The sequence below is a fragment of the Microbacterium sp. NPDC055455 genome (assembly GCF_053619935.1).
Window position 1 is genome coordinate 287,286 of the sequence record NZ_JBSHLB010000002.1, and the last position, 19,737, is coordinate 307,022.

General features: G+C 72.3%; 18 protein-coding genes. 1 reads left to right on the forward strand and 17 read right to left on the reverse strand.

The features are described 5' to 3' along the window. Positions 1 to 7: 7 nt before the first annotated feature. The 14 genes from ACWGUG_RS07780 to rpe all read right to left on the reverse strand — a co-directional run bounded on the left by ACWGUG_RS07780 (position 8) and on the right by rpe (position 14,167). Positions 8 to 1,474, reverse strand: coding sequence for a glutamate synthase subunit beta (locus ACWGUG_RS07780; protein ID WP_336397957.1), 1,467 nt, complete (start codon positions 1,472 to 1,474; stop codon positions 8 to 10). Then, on the reverse strand, positions 1,467 to 6,074 hold the full coding sequence (gltB, locus tag ACWGUG_RS07785; protein WP_378880759.1) for a glutamate synthase large subunit: 4,608 nt from the start codon (positions 6,072 to 6,074) through the stop codon (positions 1,467 to 1,469). The genes ACWGUG_RS07780 and gltB overlap by 8 nt, the downstream gene beginning before the upstream one ends. Before the next feature lie 77 nt (positions 6,075 to 6,151). Beyond that, positions 6,152 to 7,123, reverse strand: coding sequence for a prolipoprotein diacylglyceryl transferase (gene lgt / locus ACWGUG_RS07790; protein ID WP_336397958.1), 972 nt, complete (start codon positions 7,121 to 7,123; stop codon positions 6,152 to 6,154). 54 nt (positions 7,124 to 7,177) lie between these two features. Next, a complete protein-coding gene (trpA, locus tag ACWGUG_RS07795; RefSeq protein WP_378880764.1) occupies positions 7,178 to 7,972 on the reverse strand; it encodes a tryptophan synthase subunit alpha in 795 nt (264 codons plus the stop codon). Continuing rightward, positions 7,969 to 9,234 carry a tryptophan synthase subunit beta gene (trpB, locus tag ACWGUG_RS07800; protein ID WP_452324359.1) on the reverse strand — a complete coding sequence of 422 codons (1,266 nt, stop codon included), beginning with the start codon at positions 9,232 to 9,234 and terminating at the stop codon, positions 7,969 to 7,971. The genes trpA and trpB overlap by 4 nt, the downstream gene beginning before the upstream one ends. Continuing rightward, a complete protein-coding gene (gene trpC, locus ACWGUG_RS07805) occupies positions 9,231 to 10,007 on the reverse strand; it encodes an indole-3-glycerol phosphate synthase TrpC (RefSeq protein WP_378880767.1) in 777 nt (258 codons plus the stop codon). The genes trpB and trpC overlap by 4 nt, the downstream gene beginning before the upstream one ends. A gap of 2 nt (positions 10,008 to 10,009) precedes the next feature. Further along, complete coding sequence (locus ACWGUG_RS07810; RefSeq protein ID WP_336397962.1) at positions 10,010 to 10,240, reverse strand: DUF6704 family protein; 231 nt, start codon at positions 10,238 to 10,240, stop codon at positions 10,010 to 10,012. 54 nt (positions 10,241 to 10,294) lie between these two features. Then, positions 10,295 to 10,906 (reverse strand): Trp biosynthesis-associated membrane protein, encoded by a 612-nt coding sequence (locus ACWGUG_RS07815; RefSeq protein ID WP_378880771.1) that lies wholly within the window; start codon positions 10,904 to 10,906, stop codon positions 10,295 to 10,297. Between the two features lie 13 nt (positions 10,907 to 10,919). Continuing rightward, complete coding sequence (locus ACWGUG_RS07820; RefSeq protein ID WP_452324360.1) at positions 10,920 to 11,138, reverse strand: hypothetical protein; 219 nt, start codon at positions 11,136 to 11,138, stop codon at positions 10,920 to 10,922. A gap of 1 nt (position 11,139) precedes the next feature. Continuing rightward, complete coding sequence (hisI, locus tag ACWGUG_RS07825; RefSeq protein WP_336397965.1) at positions 11,140 to 11,493, reverse strand: phosphoribosyl-AMP cyclohydrolase; 354 nt, start codon at positions 11,491 to 11,493, stop codon at positions 11,140 to 11,142. Continuing rightward, entirely contained in the window at positions 11,490 to 12,266 is a 777-nt protein-coding gene (hisF, locus tag ACWGUG_RS07830) for an imidazole glycerol phosphate synthase subunit HisF (protein WP_336398062.1), read from the reverse strand. Before hisF ends, hisI begins: the two co-directional genes overlap by 4 nt. Beyond that, positions 12,266 to 13,108, reverse strand: a complete 843-nt coding sequence (gene hisG / locus ACWGUG_RS07835) for an ATP phosphoribosyltransferase (protein WP_336397966.1) — start codon at positions 13,106 to 13,108, stop codon at positions 12,266 to 12,268. Before hisG ends, hisF begins: the two co-directional genes overlap by 1 nt. Before the next feature lie 43 nt (positions 13,109 to 13,151). Further along, on the reverse strand, positions 13,152 to 13,415 hold the full coding sequence (locus ACWGUG_RS07840) for a phosphoribosyl-ATP diphosphatase (protein WP_045302883.1): 264 nt from the start codon (positions 13,413 to 13,415) through the stop codon (positions 13,152 to 13,154). A gap of 53 nt (positions 13,416 to 13,468) precedes the next feature. After that, positions 13,469 to 14,167, reverse strand: coding sequence for a ribulose-phosphate 3-epimerase (rpe, locus tag ACWGUG_RS07845; protein WP_336397967.1), 699 nt, complete (start codon positions 14,165 to 14,167; stop codon positions 13,469 to 13,471). Between the two features lie 20 nt (positions 14,168 to 14,187). Here rpe and glsA point away from each other — a divergent pair, with 20 nt between their 5' ends. Then, entirely contained in the window at positions 14,188 to 15,360 is a 1,173-nt protein-coding gene (glsA, locus tag ACWGUG_RS07850) for a glutaminase A (protein WP_336397968.1), read from the forward strand. A 48-nt stretch (positions 15,361 to 15,408) separates the two neighbouring features. On the opposite strand, the gene ACWGUG_RS07855 is transcribed toward glsA, so the two are convergent. From ACWGUG_RS07855 to ACWGUG_RS07865, 3 genes are read right to left on the reverse strand one after another with little or no spacing between them, the layout of a single operon-like run. After that, positions 15,409 to 16,779, reverse strand: a complete 1,371-nt coding sequence (locus ACWGUG_RS07855; protein ID WP_378880783.1) for an RsmB/NOP family class I SAM-dependent RNA methyltransferase — start codon at positions 16,777 to 16,779, stop codon at positions 15,409 to 15,411. After that, positions 16,776 to 17,699, reverse strand: a complete 924-nt coding sequence (gene fmt, locus ACWGUG_RS07860; protein ID WP_452324361.1) for a methionyl-tRNA formyltransferase — start codon at positions 17,697 to 17,699, stop codon at positions 16,776 to 16,778. Before fmt ends, ACWGUG_RS07855 begins: the two co-directional genes overlap by 4 nt. 16 nt (positions 17,700 to 17,715) lie before the next feature. After that, the gene (locus tag ACWGUG_RS07865; protein WP_452324362.1) at positions 17,716 to 19,737 is read right to left on the reverse strand and encodes a primosomal protein N' family DNA-binding protein; all 2,022 of its coding nucleotides are present in this window, start codon (positions 19,735 to 19,737) and stop codon (positions 17,716 to 17,718) included.

A 19,737-nucleotide genomic window follows, 5' to 3' on the forward strand; every position in this document is an offset into this window, starting at 1 on the left:
GGCCAGCCTACGCGGGCTGCAGGCCGATGGCGACATCCGTGGGGCGCACCGGAGCGGGCAGCTCGGTGTCGCCCATGAGGTACCGGTCGACGCTCGCCGCGGCGGCACGGCCCTCGGCGATGGCCCACACGATCAGCGACTGGCCGCGACCGGCGTCGCCGGCCACGAAGACGCCCGGGGCGGTCGTCTGGTAGTCGTCCTCGCGACGCACGTTCCCGCGCTCGGTGAAGCGCGCGCCCAGCTGCTCCTCGAGCAGGCTGCGCTCGGGGCCGGTGAAGCCCATCGCGATGAGCACGAGGTCGGCCGGGATCTCCCGTTCGGTGCCGCTCTTGGGGACGCGGCGGCCGTCGACGAACTCGGTCTCGGCGACGCGCAGCGCGCGCACCTCTCCCGCGCCGTTGGCGAGGAACTCGACGGTGGAGGCCAGGTAGGAGCGCTCCCCGCCCTCTTCGTGGGCGGACTGCACCTCGAACACCGTCGGCGTCATCGGCCAGGGCTGGTGCTCGGGGCGCTCGCCCGGGGGCTGGCGGCCGATCGCGAGGTTCGTCACGCTCAGCGCACCGTGACGGTGGGCCGTGCCGATGCAGTCGGCGCCGGTGTCGCCGCCGCCGATGACGACGACGTGCTTGCCCTGCGCGGTGATCTGATGGGGAACCGCGTCGCCCGCGACAGCCTTGTTGGACTCCACGAGGTACTCCATCGCGAAGTGCACGCCGGCGAGGTCCCGTCCGGGGATCGGCAGCTCTCGCGGCACGGTCGAGCCCGTCGCGACGACGACCGCGTCGTACCGGGCGCGCAGATCGGCCCACGAGATGTCCTTGCCGATCTCGACGCCGGCGCGGAAGCGCGTGCCCTCGTCCTGCATCTGGCGGAGCCGGACCTCGAGGTGCTTCTTCTCCATCTTGAAGTCCGGGATGCCGTAGCGCAGGAGACCGCCGATGCGGTCGTCGCGCTCGAACACCGCCACCGTGTGGCCGGCGCGCGTGAGCTGCTGGGCCGCCGCGAGCCCGGCGGGACCCGAGCCGACGACGGCGACGGTCTTGCCGGTCAGGCGACCGGGGGGCTCCGGCTCGATCCAGCCGTTCGCGAACGCCTCGTCGGCGATCGAGACCTCGACCTGCTTGATGGTCACGGCAGGCTGGTTGATGCCGAGCACGCACGAGCTCTCGCACGGCGCCGGGCAGAGCCTGCCGGTGAACTCCGGGAAGTTGTTCGTGGCGTGCAGGCGCTCACTGGCGGCACGGCCCTCGCCGCGCCACGTCAGGTCGTTCCATTCCGGGATGAGGTTTCCCAGCGGGCAGCCCTTGTGGCAGAACGGGACGCCGCAGTCCATGCAGCGGCCGGCCTGCCGGCGCAGCACGGCGGAGTCGCCCGGCTCGTAGACCTCTTTCCAGTCCATGATGCGCACCGGCACCGGCCGCCGCGGGGGCAGCTCGCGCTCGGTGACCTTGAGAAAGCCTTTCGGGTCAGCCACCTGTCACCTCCAGGATGCGGTTCCAGACGACGTCTCCGTCGGGGTCGAGCCCCTCCGCGACGGCCGCCTGCCGGGTCTGCAGCACTGCGGCGTAGTCGCGCGGCAGCACCCGGACGAAGTTCGCCAGCTCCGCCTCGAAGTCGTCGAGGAGCGCTTGGGCGAGAGTCGATTCGGTCTCCGCGACGTGCTGCTCGAGCAGGTCGCGGAGGATCTCGGCGTCGCCGGAGCCGAGTTCGCCCAGGACGAGCTCGCCGCTGGCGAGGGCCTCCCGGTTGACAAGCTTGGTGTCGAGCCGGTACACGTACGCGGTGCCGCCCGACATGCCGGCGCCGAGGTTGCGGCCCGTCGCGCCGAGGATGACGGCGAGGCCGCCGGTCATGTACTCCAGCGCGTGGTCGCCGACACCCTCGACGACCGCCGTCGCGCCCGAGTTGCGCACGAAGAAGCGCTCGCCCACGACACCGCGCAGGAACATCGTGCCCTGGGTCGCGCCGTAGCCGATGACGTTGCCGGCGATGACGTTCTTCGACGCGTCGAAGGAGGCACCCCGCGGCGGCCGGACCACGATCTGTCCGCCGGACAGGCCCTTGCCGACGTAGTCGTTGGAGTCGCCCTCCAGTCGCAGCGTGATGCCGGCGGGCATGAACGCGCCGAACGACTGCCCGGCCGAGCCGGTCAGGTTCACCACGATGCTGCCCGACGGCAGGCCGTTCTCGCCGTGGGCGCGCGTGACGTGGTGGCCCAGCAGGGTCCCGACCGCGCGCTCGGTGTTGCGGATGGGCAGATCGATGGTGATCTGGCCGCCGTGGGCGACGACATCCTGGGCGCGCTCGAGCAGGGCGACGTCGAAGTGCTCCTCGAGCTCGTGCTTCTGGCCCGTCGTGTTGCGGCGGGGCTCGTCGTCGGCGAAGACGGGGCCGGCGAGCACCGGTGCGAGGTCGAGTCCGCTCGCCTTCCAGTGCCGGACCGCGCCGTCGACGTCGAGCAGGTCGCTGCGGCCGATCGCCTCGTCGAGCGAGCGGAAGCCCAGCTCGGCGAGGTACTCGCGCACCTCCTCGGCGATGAACTCCATGAAGTTCACCACGAACTCGGGCTTGCCGTTGAAGCGTGCGCGCAGCGTCGGGTTCTGCGTGGCGACACCCACGGGGCAGGTGTCGAGGTGGCACACGCGCATCATGATGCAGCCCGAGACCACGAGCGGAGCCGTGGCGAAGCCGAACTCCTCCGCGCCGAGCAGCGCGCCGATGATCACGTCGCGGCCGGTCTTCAGCTGGCCGTCGACCTGCACGACCACCCGGTCGCGCATGCCGTTGAGCATGAGCGTCTGCTGCGTCTCGGCCAGGCCCAGCTCCCACGGCGTACCGGCGTGCTTCAGCGAGTTCAGCGGGCTCGCGCCCGTCCCGCCGTCGTGGCCGGAGACCAGGATGACGTCCGCCAGCGCCTTCGCCGTGCCCGCGGCGACGGCCCCGATGCCCGACTGGCTCACGAGCTTCACGTGGACCCGGGCGCCGGGATTCGCGCGCTTGAGGTCGAAGATCAGCTGCTTGAGGTCCTCGATCGAGTAGATGTCGTGGTGCGGCGGCGGCGAGATGAGGCCGACGCCCGCGGTCGCATGGCGCGTGCGCGCCACCCACGGGTACACCTTCGTCGGGGGCAGCTGCCCGCCCTCGCCCGGCTTGGCGCCCTGGGCCAGCTTGATCTGGATGTCGTCGGACTCCGTGAGGTACAGGCTCGTGACGCCGAAGCGACCCGAGGCCACCTGCTTGATCGAGCTGCGGCGCTCGGGGTCGAGCAGGCGATCGACGTCCTCGCCGCCCTCGCCGGTGTTCGACTTGCCGCCGAGGCGGTTCATCGCGATCGCCAGCGTCTCGTGCGCTTCCTTCGAGATCGACCCGTAGCTCATCGCACCCGTCGAGAACCGCTTGACGATGGACGAGACCGGCTCGACCTCGTCGATCGGCACCGGCGTGCGTCCCTCGGTCTTCAGCGCGAACAGTCCGCGCAGCGTCTTCAGCTCGCCCGCCTGGTCGTCGACCAGCTTGGTGTACTCGCGGAAGATGTCGTACCGCCGCGTGCGCGTCGAGTGCTGCAGGCGGAACACCGTGTCGGGGTTGAACAGGTGCGGCGAGCCGTCGCGGCGCCACTGGTACTCGCCGCCCGTCCAGAGCCGCTCGTGCGCGCGCACGGCGGCGTCCTCGGGGTACGCGTAGGCGTGCCGGGCGGCGTTCTCGGCGGCGATGACGTCGAGCCCGACGCCGCCGAGCTTGGACTCCGTACCCGTGAAGTAGGTGTCGACGAAGTCCTGCGACAGGCCGACGGCCTCGAACACCTGGGCGCCCGCGTACGACGAGACGGTCGAGATGCCCATCTTCGACATGATCTTCAGCACGCCCTTGCCGAGCGCGTAGATCAGGTTCTTGACGGCCTTCTGCGGCGAGATGCCGGTGATCATGCCGGCGCGCACCAGGTACTCGACGGTCTCCATCGCCAGGTACGGGTTCACCGCGGACGCGCCGTAGCCGATGAGCGTGGCGATGTGGTGCACCTCGCGCACGTCGCCCGCCTCGACCACCAGACCGCACTTCATGCGGGTCTGCTTGCGGATGAGGTGGTGGTGCACCGCGGCGAGCATGAGCAGCGACGGGATGGGCGCGAGGTCCTTGTTGGAGTCGCGGTCGGACAGCACGATGAACTCGGCGCCGTCCTCGATGGCCTGGTCGACCTCCTGGCACATCTGCTCCAGGCGCTTGCGCATGCCCTTGTGGCCGGCCTCGACGCGGTACAGGCCGCGGATGGTGACCGAGGTGCGGCCCGGCAGCGCCGTGTCGATGTGCTGGATCTTGGCGAGCTCGTCGTTGTCGATCACCGGGAAGTCGAGGGTGACCACGCGCGTGTGGTCGGGTCCCCACTCCAGGAGGTTGCGCTCCGGTCCGAGGCCCAGCGACAGGGACGTGACGACCTCTTCGCGGATCGAGTCCAGCGGCGGGTTGGTGACCTGGGCGAACTGCTGCGTGAAGTAGTCGAACAGGAGTCGCGGACGCTCGCTGAGCACGGCGACCGGGGTGTCGGAACCCATCGCGCCGAGCGGCTCCGCGCCGTTCTGACCCATCGGCGCGAGGAGGATCTTGACCTCCTCCTCGGTGTACCCGAACGTGCGCTGACGGCGGGTGATCGAGGCGATCGGGTGCACGATGTGCTCGCGCTCGGGAAGCTCGGCCAGACGCACGCGGCCCGCGTCCAGCCACTCCTGCCAGGGCTCGAGATCGGCCAGGCCCGCCTTGATCTCGTCGTCCTCGATGATGCGGCGCTGCTCGGTGTCGACGAGGAACATGCGTCCGGGGCGGAGCCGTCCGCGGCGCTTGATGCGCTCCGGCGCGATGTCGAGCACGCCGGTCTCGCTGCCGATCACAATCAGGCCGTCGGTGGTCTCGGTCCAGCGCCCGGGGCGGAGGCCGTTGCGGTCGAGGGTGGCGCCGACGAGCGTGCCGTCGGTGAAGATGAGGGCGGCCGGGCCGTCCCAGGGCTCCATCTGCATGGAGTGGAACTCGTAGAACGCGCGCAGCTTCGGGTCGATGTCGGCCTGCTTCTCGTACGCCTCCGGCACCATCATCATGATGGCGTGCGGCAGGCTGCGGCCGGTCAGGGTGAGGAGCTCGAGCACCTCGTCGAAGGACGCGGAGTCGCTGGCGCCCTCGGTGCAGATCGGCAGCAGCGGACGGATGTCGCCCAGCAGCTCGGACTCGAGCTGGGACTGGCGTGCGCGCATCCAGTTGCGGTTGCCGTTGACCGTGTTGATCTCGCCGTTGTGCGCGAGCATGCGCAGCGGCTGCGCGAGCGGCCACGACGGGAAGGTGTTGGTGGAGTAGCGCGAGTGGACGACGGCCAGCTCCGACGCGAAGCGCTCGTCCTGCAGGTCGGGGTAGAAGGGCTCGAGCTGCAGCGTCGTCACCATGCCCTTGTAGCCGAGCGTCCGCGCGGACAGCGACACGAAGTACGCGTCGAGCTCGGTGCGGGCGCGCTTGCGCAGGCGGAAGGTGCGCCGGTCCAGGGCGATCCCCGACAGCGCAGGGGCGTCGCCGGTCGCCGGGCGCGACACGAAGAGCTGCTCGAACACCGGCCGCGCCTGGAAGGCGAGCTTGCCGAGGTTCTCCTCCGCGGTGGGCACGTCGCGCCATCCGAGGACGGTCAGGTTCTCGGATGCCGCGATCCGCTCGATCCCCGCCTTCTGGGCCTTGCGTGCCTCGTCGTCGCGCGGGAGGAACACCATGCCGGCGGCGTACTCGCCGACGGGCGGCAGCTCGAAGTCGACCACGGCGCGCAGGAAGGCATCCGGCATCTGCGTGAGGATGCCCGCACCGTCACCGGTGCCGGCGTCGGAGCCGATGGCTCCGCGGTGCTCGAGGTTGCGCAGCGCGGTGAGCGCCAGGTCGATGATGTCGTGTCCGGCCTCGCCGCGCAGCGTCGCGACCATCGCCAGGCCGCACGCGTCCTTCTCGAACGCAGGGTTGTACATGCCCTGCTTCGCGGGGAAGCCGGCCTGTCCCGACGATGCGGGGGTCCTCACCTCGGTGGAGGTGACATGACGGGGGCTCGAAGCCATACCTACCGTCCTCACGTTGATACTCAAGATGGGACGACGTCGGCCCGGGCGCGCTCTCTCTCGGGGCGAGGAGCGCGTTATTTCGTGGCAGGGGTGCTTGTGGCGCTGACCCCGTCGGCCTCGGACGTCGGGGGTTCGCTGACGTCGACGAAGTCGTCGGTGTCCTGCGATTGTACAGCCTGTCCGGCATTCCACTCGCGGCCGGACACGTAGGGCGACGGCTCCAGGCCGGGGTGGCGGCGCTTCTGGACGAAGAAGATCACGAGCCCGAGGATCACGCCGAAGATCGCGGCCCACACGTTCGTGCGCAGGCCCAGGATGATCTCGCTCGGGTCGACGCGGATCGTCTCCCACACGATGCGCCCGGCGCTGTACCAGACGAGGTAGAGGGCGAAGAGGCGACCCCACTGCAGACGGAAGGCCCGACCGACCACCACCAGGAAGACGACGCCGAGCACGTTCCAGATCACCTCGTAGAGGAAGGTGGGGTGGAACAGCGTGCCCTCGGGCAGCCCGATGGGCCACGCGGGGTTCGGGTAGTCGATCTCGAGACCCCACGGCACGTCGGTGGGAAGACCGTACAGCTCCTGGTTGAACCAGTTGCCGAAGCGGCCGATGGCCTGGGCCAGGAGGAGGCCGGGCGCCAGCGCGTCGGCGAAGGTCCAGAAGCGGATCCCGGTCCAGCGGCAGCCGAGCCAGGCGCCGATGGCACCGCCGATGAGGGCGCCGTAGATCGCGATGCCGCCCTCCCAGATGTACAGCGCCGACATGGGGTTCGCGCCCTCGCCGAAGTAGAAGCCCCAGTGCGTGAGCACGTGGTAGATGCGGGCGACGATGATCGCCAGCGGCACCGCCAGCAGCGAGATGTCGATGACCACCCAGGGCTCGGCGCCCCGCTTCGTCAAGCGCGCGTTGGTCCACAGGACCGCGGCGATGATGCCCGTGATGATGCACAGCGCGTAGATGTGGATGCGCAGGGGGCCGAGGTCGAAGTAGCTGATCTCCGGGCTCGGGATGCTGGCGACGACGCTCGCGGCGGCGTTGATCATGGGAGAACCGTGTCCTTGCTGGGGTGGGTGGCGGCGACCGCCGACCTTGAGATTCTAGTTCGCGCTCCGCGCGGTGCCTGCGGCGAGGGCGCGGGCGGTGCGATCGAGGGCCTCCAGGCCCCCCTCCCGCAGCGCCCGCACGAGCGCCGTCCCGACGATCGCGCCGTCGGCGTACTCCAGCACTCCCGCGACCTGCGCGGCGTTGGAGATGCCGATGCCGACGCAGGCGTGCTCGGCGCCGTGCGCGCGCAGGCGGGCGACGAGCGTGCGGGCCGCGGCATCCAGCTCGGCGCGCTCCCCGGTGATGCCCATCGTCGAGACGGTGTAGACGAAGCCGGTCGACTCCCGCACGATGAGCTCGAGGCGCTCGTCGGTGGACGTGGGCGCGGCGAGGAACACACGGTCGAGGCCCGTGCGCTCGCTGGCGGCGATCCACTCCGGTGCCGCGTCCGGCGTGATGTCGGGCGTGATGAGCCCTGCTCCCCCGGCATCGCGCAGGTCGTCCGCGTACCGGTCGACGCCGTACTGCAGGACGGGGTTCCAGTACGTCATCACGAGCACGGGCACGTCGACGCGCCGGGTGATCTCGCGCACGGCGGTGAAGGTGTCGCGCATGCGGAAGCCGCGCGCGAGCGCCTCCTGGGTCGCCTCCTGGATCACGGTGCCGTCCATGACCGGGTCGGAGTACGGCGGCCCGAGCTCGAGCACGTCCGCGCCGCTCTCGGCGAGCGTGACGGCCGCCTCGATGCTCGTACGCAGATCCGGGTATCCGAGGGGAAGGTAGCCGACGAAGGCGCCGCGGCCCTGGGCGCGGGCGGCGTCGATCGCCGCGGCGACGCGCGAGGTCACAGCTTCTCCCCCTCGCCCTTGGCGGCGTCGTCGTGCGGCGCGGCCGCGGCGGCTGCGGCATCCGTTCCCTCGTCGTAGAGGTGGAAGTAGCGCGCAGCGGTGTCCATGTCCTTGTCGCCGCGGCCGGACAGGCAGATCGCGAGGATCGCGTCCGGGCCGAGCTCGCGGCCGATGCGCAGCGCGCCGGCGAGCGCGTGGGCGGACTCGATGGCGGGGATGATCCCCTCGGTCTCGGACAGCAGGCGCAGCGCCTGCATCGCCTCGTCATCCGTCGCCGGGATGTAGTCGGCGCGGCCGATCGAGGCGAGCCAGGCGTGCTCGGGACCGACGCCCGGGTAGTCCAGGCCCGCCGAGATCGAGTGGGACTCGATGGTCTGGCCGTCCTCGTCCTGGAGCACGAACGTCTTGGCGCCGTGCAGGACGCCCGGCCGGCCGCGTTCGATCGACGCGGCGTGGCGCGCCGTGTCGACCCCGTCGCCGGCCGCTTCGACGCCGAAGAGCTTGACGCCCTCGTCGTCCAGGAACGCGTCGAACATGCCGATCGCGTTGGAGCCGCCACCGACGCACGCGAGGACCGCATCGGGCAGTCGCCCGGCCTCTTCGAGCAGCTGCGCGCGCGCCTCCTCGGAGATCACCTTCTGGAAGTCGCGCACCATGGCGGGGAAGGGATGGGGCCCCGCGGCCGTGCCGAAGATGTAGTTCGTCGTCTCGACGCTCGCGACCCAGTCCCGGTAGGCGTCGTTGATGGCGTCCTTCAGCGTGCGCGAGCCGGTCTTCACCGGCACCACCTCCGCGCCGAGAAGACGCATGCGGGCGACGTTGAGCGCCTGCCGCTCGGTGTCGACCTCGCCCATGTAGATGGTGCAGTCGAACCCGAACAGCGCCGCGGCCGTGGCTGTGGCCACGCCGTGCTGGCCCGCGCCGGTCTCGGCGATCACGCGCGTCTTGCCCAGGCGCTTGGTCAGCAGCGCCTGGCCGAGCACGTTGTTGATCTTGTGCGAGCCGGTGTGATTGAGGTCCTCGCGCTTGAGGAACACCCGCGCTCCCCCGGCGTGCTCGGCGAACCGGGGCACCTCGGTGATCGGCGACGGGCGGCCGGCGTACGAGTGCAGCAGGCGCACGAACTCCGCCTGGAAGTCGGGGTCGATCTTCGCCGCCTCGTATTCGGCGGTCAGCTCGTCGATCGCGGCGATCAGGGATTCGGGCATGTACCGCCCGCCGAACTCGCCGTACAGTGGCCCGGGAGCCTCACGTAGACTCATGCGCCGGCCTCCAGGAATGCACGCAGTGTGGACACGGGATCGTTGGTGACGAGGGCCTCGCCGACCAGCACGACGTCGGCGCCGGCCGCGCGGTAGTGGGCGACGTCCGCGGGCACGAGCACAGCCGACTCCGCGATCTTCACCGCCCCCGCGGGGATGCGCTCCGCGAGCCGCCCGAACAGGTCGCGGTCGAGCTCGAACGTCGACAGGTCCCGCGCGTTGACACCGATGAGCTCGGCGCCGAGGTCGACGGCCCGGTCGACCTCGTCGGCGCTGTGCGTCTCGACGAGCGCGGCCATGCCCAGCTCGCGGGTCAGCGCGTACAGCCGTGCCAGGTCGTCCTGCTCCAGGGCCGCCACGATGAGCAGCACGAGGTCGGCGCCCGACGCCCGGGCCTCCAGCACCTGATACTCGGTGGCGATGAAGTCCTTGCGCAGCACCGGAAGCGACACGGCGGACTTGACCGCTTCGAGGTCGGCGAGGCTGCCCTTGAAGCGCCGGCCCTCAGTCAGCACGGAGATCGCGGACGCGCCGCCCTCCTCATACCGGCGAGCCTGCAGCGCGGGGTCGGGGATGGCGGCGAGGTCGCCGCGCGAAGGGCTCGCGCGCTTGACCTCGGCGATGATCTTCACGCGGTCGGCGGGTGCCAGCGCAGCGAGCACGTCGAGTGCGGGACGCTGTGCGAGGGCCGCCGCCTCGACCGCCGCCAGGGGACGCCCCGAGGCGCGTGCCTCGGCGTCCTCAACAGCGCCGGCCGTCAGGTCGGCGAGCATGCTCAGTGCTCTTTCGCGGTGTACTTCGAACCGCCGACGCCGTAGCCCGCCTTGGCCATCGCCCAGCCCACGATGAGGCCGACGATCAGCAGAGCCGCCGATGCCCACACCAGGGCGGGGATGTCGAGGAAGAAGAAGAGTGTGCCGAGGCAGACCGCGACGAGCATGATCACGACGGCCGTCCAGGCGGCGGGCGAGTGTCCGTGGCCGGGGTCGCCGATGTTGTTGCTCATGTGGATGTCTCCTCGGTGAAGCCTGGGAAGCGCGGAATGTCGCCAGTCTAGCGGTCAGGCGGTGGGGTCCTGGCCACGCGACAGGTCGTCCCAGTCGTCGATGGCCCGCGATCCTGCGGCGTCGTGGGGGCGGGATCCGGCCGGAGCGGAAGACGCCGCCGCATCGTCGGTGCGGTACCGGCGTCCGCTGCGCGGCCACGTGTGCGCGGTGGCGAGCACGAAGACGCCCGTGACGAACAGGACCACCCACACGACCAGGGTCACCGCCGGCCACGGCGTCGTGTCGATGCCGGCGACGAGCGCTGCGACGGATGCCTCACCGGCGATGCCCGTCGATCCCGTCACCACGGCGGCGACCGCCGCCACCGGCGGCGCGAACACCACCGGGACGGTCAGCCACGCGAGGACGCCGGCGATGAGGATGGCCAGCGTGCCGAAGACGTAGCGCAGGACGAGCCCCACGATCGACAGCGCCGCCCCCAGAGCGAGGGCGGCGAGGCTGAGCGGGGCCAGGACGGGGATCGCGGATGCGCCGGGCACCTCGAGCGCCTCCTGGGCGCCGTCTCGCAGGACGACGGTCAGCCACGTCTGCGTCGACGAGATGACCCCGACCGCCCCGCACAGGGCGGCGACGACGACGGCGAGCATGCGGGAGCGGCGGATCACCCGTTCACTGTAGTCACTCCGCAGGGAGGCAGCAGCGCGCATCTCCGGGGGCCGTGAGCACCCGGTTGCCCCACGCGTCGGTCCAGAAGCCCCAGTAGTCCCGCCCGTCGCTGCGCGCGGTGTAGGCGCCGAACCTCATGCCCTCGACCGAGACCGGGACGCCGCCGCGCCGGATGACGAGGTGGACGTGGTCGAAGGTCGCGCCGCCGCCGCAGGGCACCGTCCGCCCCACGTCAGACGCCGCGGGTGGGCTCGAGATCGTCGGCGTCGAAGCACGTGCGCGTGCCGGTGTGGCACGCGGGCCCGACCTGCTCCACCTCGACCAGCACCGCGTCGCCGTCGCAGTCCAGGCGGGCGCCGCGCACGATCTGGATGTGGCCGGAGGTGTCTCCCTTGCGCCAGTACTCCTGACGGGAGCGCGACCAGAATGTGACGCGCCCCTCGGTGAGCGTGCGGCGCAGGGCTTCGGCATCCATCCATCCGAGCATCAGCACCTCGCGGGAGTCCCACTGCTGGATGATCGCGGCGACGAGCCCGTCGCCGTTGAACGTCACGCGCGCGATGCGCTCGTCGACCGTCTCGCTCATGCCGCGGCCACCTCCCGCACCGCGATGCCCTCGGCCATCATCGCCGCCTTCACGTCGCCGATGGTGAGCTGACCCGAGTGGAAGACGGATGCCGCGAGCACCGCGTCCGCGCCCGCGGCGATGGCGGGCCCGAAGTCCGACGCCTTGCCCGCGCCGCCCGAGGCGATCACGGGGACGCTGGAGAGCTCGCGCATGAGGGCGACGAGTTCGAGGTCGAAGCCCTGTTTGGTGCCGTCGGCGTCGATGGAGTTCACCAGGAGCTCGCCCGCGCCGCGCTCGATCGCCTCGCGCGCCCAGTCCAGCGCGTCGAGGGTGGTCTCGGTGCGCCCGCCGTGCGTCGTCACGACGAAGCCGGACGCGGTCGCCGGCGAGCGCTTGACGTCCAGCGACAGCACCAGCACCTGCGCGCCGAAGCGGTCGGCGATCTCGTCCAGGAGCGGGGGGCGGGCGATCGCCGCCGAGTTGACGCCGATCTTGTCCGCACCGACGGAGAGCAGCCGCGCCACGTCGTCGGCCGAGCGCACGCCACCGCCGACGGTGAGCGGGATGAAGACCTCTTCGGCGGTGCGCCGGACGACGTCGTACGTCGTGGAGCGCTCGTCGACGGTGGCGGTGACGTCGAGGAAGGTGATCTCGTCGGCGCCCTGGCGGAAGTACTCCCGCGCGAGCTCGACGGGATCGCCCATGTCGCGCAGGTTCTGGAAGTTGACGCCCTTGACGACGCGTCCGGCGGCGACGTCGAGGCAGGGGATGACGCGGCAGACGAGGCCCATCACAGCCTCGCGTTGTGGATCGCCGTGACCAGGATCGCGCGGGCGCCGATCGCGTACAGCGCGTCCATGACCTGGTTGACGCCCTTGCGGGCCACCATCACGCGCACCGCGACCCACGCCGGGTCGCGCAGCGGCGAGATCGTGGGCGATTCGATGCCCGGAGCGATCTTGACGGCGTCGTCGACGAGCTCGGCCGGGAGGTCGTAGTCGACCATCACGTACCGCCGGGCGACCATGACGCCGCGCAGGCGGCGCAGCAGCGTGTCGGTCCCCTCCGCCTCGGTGGGCGAGGTGATGAGCACCGCCTCGGACTGCAGCAGCACGGGGCCGAAGATCTCCAGGCCCGCCTGACGGAGCGTGGTGCCCGTCGAGACGACGTCGGCGACGGCATCCGCCACTCCCAGACGGACCGCCGACTCGACGGCGCCGTCCAGCGGCACCAGGTCCACGGCGACGCCGTGGTCGTCCAGGAACGCGTCGACGAGACCCGGGTACGCCGTGGCGACGCGGAAGCCCTGGAGGTCCTTCACGTCGGCGAAGCGTCCGGGCGGGCCCGCGAAGCGGAACGTCGAGTCGCCGAAGCCGAGGGCCTCGATCTCGCGCGCGCCCGGCATGCGGGCGTCCAGGAGCAGGTCGCGGCCGGTGATGCCCACGTCGAGTGCACCCGAGCCGACGTAGGTCGCGATGTCCTTGGGGCGCAGATAGAAGAACTCGACCTCGTTCTGAGGGTCGATGACGTGGAGGTCCTTCGGGTCGCGGCGGCCGATGTAGCCGGCCTCGTGGAGCATCTCGGAGGCGGTCTCGGCGAGCGAGCCCTTGTTCGGCACGGCGATTCGCAGCATGGCAGCGGGGCTTTCGGGTTCGAGGGCGGACGGGGACGCGCGCTCAGAGATGTCGGTAGACGTCTTCGAGGCTCAGCCCCTTCGCGAGCATCAGCACCTGAAGGTGGTACAGCAGCTGCGAGATCTCCTCGGCTGCGGCATCCGTCGACTCGTACTCGGCCGCCATCCAGACTTCGGCGGCCTCCTCCACGATCTTCTTGCCGATCGCGTGGACGCCCGCGTCCAGCTGCGCGACGGTGCCCGATCCCTCAGGGCGCTCGGCCGCCTTCGCGGCCAGCTCGGCGTACAGCGTGTCGAACGTCTTCACCATGACAGGTTACCGTCCGGCCGGGATGCCCCGGTGCCGCGTGACGCCGCGGCTCAGTGCACGTGGTGGTGGGCGGCGACCGTCGCGCGCAGCCCCGCGATGGCGTTCGCGGGGTCGTCGGCGCCGAACACCGCGGATCCGGCGACGAACGTGTCGGCGCCCGCCTCGGCGGCCTGCGCGATCGTGCTCTCGCCGATCCCGCCGTCGACCTGCAGCCACACGGAGGATCCGCGACGGCGTGCCTCGTCGGCGAGCCGGCGCAGCTTCGGCATGGTCTCGGGCATGAAGGACTGACCGCCGAAGCCGGGCTCGACCGTCATGACGAGGATCTGATCGAAGTCGTCGAGCAGGTCGAACAGACCCTCCACCGGCGTCGCGGGCTTCACCGCGACCCCCGCGCGGGCGCCGATCGCGCGCAGCCGCCGGGCGAGGGCCACGGGCTCCTTCGCCGCCTCCAGGTGGAACGTGACGGACGCGGCTCCGAGCTCGGCGTAGCCGGGCGCCCACCGGTCGGGATTCGTGATCATGAGGTGGACGTCCAGCGGCACGGGGCTGGTCGCCTGGACGCGCTCGACCATCTGCGGCCCGAACGTGAGGTTGGGCACGAAGTGGTTGTCCATGACGTCGACGTGCACGAAGTCCGCGGTGGCGATGCGCGCGAGCTCTGCCTGCATGTTCACGAAGTCGGCGGCGAGGATGCTGGGGTTGATGCGGATGCCGCCCGCGCGGCCGGTCTCGTCGTTCGGGAGCACCCGTCCATTATGGTCGAGCCGTGGATCCGATCACCGTACTCCTGCACGAGGTCCTCGAGGATGTGCGGCCCCTCGGCGGCGGCGCGCCCGCCGGGTACATCCCCGAGCTCGCGTCGGCGGATCCCGACCGGCTCGCGCTCGCGGTGGTGGGCCCCCACGGCAGGGTGCGCGCGGTCGGAGACGTCGACCACGAGTTCACCATCCAGTCGATCTCGAAGCCGTTCGTCCTGGCGCTGGCGCTCGCCGACCGCGGGCGGGATGCCGTGCTGCGCAAGGTGGGTGCCGAGCCCAGCGGCGAGCCGTTCAATGCGATCAGTCTCGAGCCGGTGACCGGACGCCCCGCCAACCCGATGGTCAACGCCGGCGCGATCGCGACGTCGGCGCTCATCCCCGGCGACGGCGTGGACGAGAGGACGGCGCACATCGTCGCCGGACTGTCCGCGTTCGCGGGACGCTCGCTGTGGGTCGATGAGCGGGTGTACGCCTCCGAGTCCGCCACCGGCGATCGCAACCGCGCGCTCGCCCACCTCCTGCGGTCCCACGGCATCATCGACGGCCCGGTCGACGCAGCGGTCGAGACCTACTTCCGGCAGTGCTCGCTGCTCGTGACCGCGCGCGACCTGGCGGTGATGTCCGCGACGCTCGCGTTCGGCGGGGTGAACCCGGTGACGGGCGAGCGTGTCGTCGCCGAGGCGGTCGCGCGCGACGTGCTGTCGATCATGACGAGCTGCGGCATGTACGACTACTCCGGCGAGTGGCTGCTGCGGGTGGGCCTTCCCGCCAAGAGCGGCGTCAGCGGCGGGCTCCTCGCCGTCGCCCCCTCGCAGTTCGGCGTCGCCGCGTTCAGCCCCCGCCTCGATGTGCACGGCAACTCCGTGCGCGCCATCGCTCTGCTCGAGACGCTGGCCGAGCGCTTCGGCATGCACATGCTCGAGGCTCACGACAGCATCGCCGTTCCGGCGTTCACCGTCGAGGACACCGACCACGGGCGCACGCTGCGCCTCTCCGGCGAGCTGGGCCTGGCCGGGATGGAGCGCGTCGTCGCGGTGCTGCGCGAGATCGCGGAGGCTCTGCCCGAGGGCGCCGAGGTGACCGTCGACGCGCGCGCCCTCGGCCGCGCGCACAGCGCGGCGCTGATCGCGCTGCGCGCCGAGTTCGAGCAGATGCCCCGGTCGATGCGACTCGCCGAGTGACTCCGGTGTTGCGGCTCGTCGCCCCGACGCGGCGCTGCGGAAGTGTGCTCAGACGCGGCGCAGGAGTGACACCGACATCGCGTCGGTGTTGTGACGGTGCGGCCACAGCTGCGCGCGTCCGCTGCCGTCCGTCTGCGGAGGCAGGCCGGGGTCGGCGGCGGACAGGGACGTGATGACCTCGCGCGCCGACAGCTCTTCGAGCGCGCCGTCCCACTCCCGGCGGATGTCGGACACCACGCCCGAGGTCTCGGCGAGGTGCGGCGAGCACGTGACGTACGCGACCACGCCGCCCGGCCGGAGCGCGCTCACAGCGGCGTTCAGCAGCTCACGCTGCAGTTCGGTGAGTCCGGGGACGTCGCTGGGCGCCTTGCGCCACCGCGCCTCGGGACGGCGCCGCAGCGCGCCGAGGCCGGTGCACGGGGCATCCACCAGGATCCGGTCGTAGGTGTCGGGAGAACCGCCGGCGCGCGTGCGACCGTCCTCCTCCGACACCGAAACCTCCAGCGGCACCCCGGCCAGCGCCTGGCGGACGAGCCCCGCCCGCGCGGGCGAGATCTCGTTAGCCTCGAGCGACGCCCCGTGCGCGAGCGCCTCGGCCGCGAGCACGGCGGTCTTGCCGCCGGGGCCGGCGCACAGGTCGAGCCAGCGCTCCCCCGCCGAGACCGGCATCGCCCGCGTCAGGGCGAGTGCGGCCAGCTGCGAGCCTTCGTCCTGCACGCGCACGCGCCCCTCGGATCCCCGCACCAGTGCGTCGGGGTCGCCGCCGCCCAGACGGAAGCCGATCGGCGAGAACGGCGTGCGGCGGGCGTCGTCGGGCACCTCGGCGAGATCCGGGAGCGCGGCCATCGTGACGCGCGGCGATGCGTTGTCGGCGGTGAGGAGCGCTTCCAGCTCGTCGGCGCGCCCTTCCGCGGCGAGGGCGCGCCGGAATGCGCGCACGACCCACACCGGGTGCGAGAACAGCAGGCCGAGCTGCTCGTCATCGGACCGGGCGCTGGCGGCCACATGGGTCATCCAGTCGCCGGGGGTGTCGCGCGAGACGCGCCGCAGCACCGCGTTGGCGAACCCGCCCGCACCGCGGCCGCCCGCCGCGCGGGCGAGCTCGACCGACTCGTTGACGGCGGCATGCGAGGCCACCCGGGTCGACAGCAGCTGGTGGACGCCCAGGCGCAGAGCATCCAGCACCGCGGGGTCGATGTCGGCGACGGGACGGTCGGCGGCGATGGAGATGACGGCGTCGTAGGTACCCTGCCGCCGCAGCGTCCCGTAGGTGAGCTCCGTCGCGAGGGCGGCGTCGGCGGTCGAGAGCCCCGCACGCGTGATCGCGGTGGGCAGCAGGAGATTGGCGTAGGCGTCGGACTCGTGGACCGCTCGCAGCGTGTCGTAGGCGACCCGGCGCGCGGCGACCGTGCGGCTCACGATCCCGCCACCGGGGTCGCGTCGCGCAGGCCCCGCCACCAGTCCGCGGCGCGCATGGCACCCTTGCCCGCCGGCTGCACGGTGTCGAGCACGATCGGCGTCGAGCCCGTGCCGGCGAGGACCTCCTTGCCGTGGAGGGCGAGCATCCCGGGCGCGAGGGCGGGTGCGTCCGCGGGCGCCTCGGCGACCGCCAGCACCTTGAAGCGTGCGCCCTCGATCGTCGTGTGCGCCCCCGGCTCGGGGGTGACGCCGCGGATGCGGCCGAGCACCGCCGGCGCCGCCTCGTCCCACCGGATGCGACCGTCCTCGTCGCCGAGCTTGCCGGCGTAGGTGACCTCGCCGGCCTGCGGGCGAGCGACGGCGGCCCCGCGGCCGATGGCGTCCACGACCTCGGCGAGGAGCCCGGCGCCGTCCTCCGCGAGCGACGCGAGGAGGTCGCCCGCGGTCGCATCGCCCGGGATGTCGACGGCGAGCTCGCCGAACACATCGCCGGCGTCGAGCTCGGGCACCAGCTGGAACACGCTCGCCCCGGTCTGCGCGTCACCGGCGATCAGCGCGTGCTGGACGGGCGCGGCGCCCCGCCAGCGCGGAAGCAGCGAGAAGTGGAGGTTGATCCACCCGTGCGCCGGCGTCGACAGGAGCGGCTCCCGCACGAGGCCGCCGTAGGCGACGATGACGCCGAGGTCGGGCGCGAGCGCCGCGATCCGCCCGGTGGCGTCCTCGTCCAGCCGATCGGCGCGGATCACCGGGAGCCCCAGCTCCTCTGCGGCCGCCGCGACGGGCGACGGCGTGAGCACCCGCTTGCGCCCGACGGGCGCGTCACGGCGGGTGACGACCGCGGCGATGTCGTGGGCGGATGCCGCGAGCCGGCGCAGCGACGGCACAGCCGGCGCCGGCGTGCCGGCGAAGACGAGGCGCATGGAGCTCCTGAACATGTCAGAGGTCGGGGTCGGGCACGTCGACCCGGACCTTCAGTGTATTGGCGGCCGCGGGGGCACGACCCTTCGCCGGACGCCTGCCCTTCACGGCCTGGCTCACGACCGAGGCGCGCAGGCTCTCGGCGACCCGCGCGCCGAGCGCGTACTCGAAGCGCACCAGAGCCCGCACCGCCTCGCCGCGCGGGAGCGGCCCCAGCACGGCCTCCGCGTCGAGCTCCGGAACCGCCCGGCGCAGCTCCGCCAGAGCCGTGTCCACGGCGGTGCGCGGCCCGTCCACGGCGGCCACCCGCACGGTGGGCGGCATGCGCAGCGGTGCACGGTCGGCCAGCTCGGCGCGGGCGTACGACGCCTGCGTCCACGTGGCCAGCGCGCGCGCGATCTCGCCCGCCACGCCGACGAGGTGGACCGGCGCCCCGGGCGCGGCCAGGGCGGCGGCGTTCGACCACCAGCGCAGGCACGACTCGCCGATGCGGAGGTCGTCGGCCATCAGCATCCGGTCGCCGTCCAGCAGGATCACCGCCCGGTAGCCGCCGAGAGCGAGAGGCTCTGCGCCGCGGGTCGCGACCACGAGGGCCGGACGCTCGTCGACCTGCATCACGGGGTGGTCCCCGTCGGCGAGGATGACCCGGATGCCGGGGAACGCGCGGCCCAGTTCGTCTGCGGTGCGCTCGCTCCCGGCCGAAGCCATCCGCAGCATCGTGGAGGAGCACTCGGGACAGGCCCACGCGTGGGCGGCGCGCCCGCACCAGGAGCACGTCGGCACCGCGCCGTGGCGGGCGGCGTGCAGGGGGCCGCCGCAGTGCGGACAGCGCGCCGGGTGCCGGCACGCCGCGCAGACCAGGACCGGGGCGTAGCCGGGGCGCGCGACCTGGACGAGGACCGGTCCCCCCGAGAGCGCCTCGCGCGCCGCGGCGAACGCCGAGGAGGGCACGCGCGCGGCGCGCGACTCCCCTTCACGGGTGGCGCTGAGGACCACCCGGGGGCTCATCCGCCGCGCGGCCGGGAGGTCCCTGACCCAGCCGATCGCCACGAGGCGCTCCACGTCGGCGGTGCGGGTGTGCCCCGCGAACACGAGCGCGCCGCCGTCGAGCTCGTGGCGCAGCAGGGCGGCATCGCGCGCGTGGACGCCGGGACTGAGCGGCTCGCCGAGCAGCGGGTCGCCGTCGTCCCAGATCGCGACGAGCCCGGGGTCGGAGACAGGCGCGTACACGGTGGACCGGTTGCCGATGACGACGCACGGCGCGGCGTCCAGCGTGCGCAGGAACGCGGCGTAGCGGGCCGGCCCGCTCTGCTTGGCGTCGTCGCGGACGAGCGCATCGGCGGGGATCCGCGCCTCCAGCACGGCCTCCAGCTGGGCGCGGTCACGATGGTCGGGCACCGCCACCACGGCGCTGCGCCCTGCGGCCAGCGTGTGCGTCGCCGCAGCGGCGAGCAGCACCGCCCACGAGCCGACCGCGCGCCCGTCGTCGAGCACCGCCGGAACGGGGGGTGCGTCGACAGCGAGGCGCTCGCCGCGGTCCAGCGCCTCCGCCAGCCCCGGATACGCGCCCAGCACGTCGTCCGCCCATGCGACGTGGGCGGGATCCACCTCGGGACGGGCCGGCGGGTCTGCGGCCAGCCAGGCCTTCTCGGCCCTCACCATGCGCTTGGGGATCGCGAGGCGCAGGATGTCGCCCGCCGAACCCGCGGCCCGGTCGGCGGCCCTGCGGGCCAGGGCGTACAGCGAGGGGGTCAGCACCGGCACCGGCGACACCACGGCCTCGAGCTGAGAGAGGGGCCGCCCATCGGCATCGGGCTCCCCCACCTCGACGAGCAGCCCGTCGACCATCCGGCCTGCGCTGCGCAGCGGGACCCGCACGCGCACGCCGGGGACCGCATCGGCGGTGAGCGCGGCGGGGATCTCGTAGTCGAAGAGGCGATCCAGCTGTGGCAGTGGGGAGTCGATGAGCACGCGGGCGATGCGACGCCCACGCCGTGCGTCGCCCTCGTCGGGCTGAGGCTCGTCGTGCACCGCGGTCAC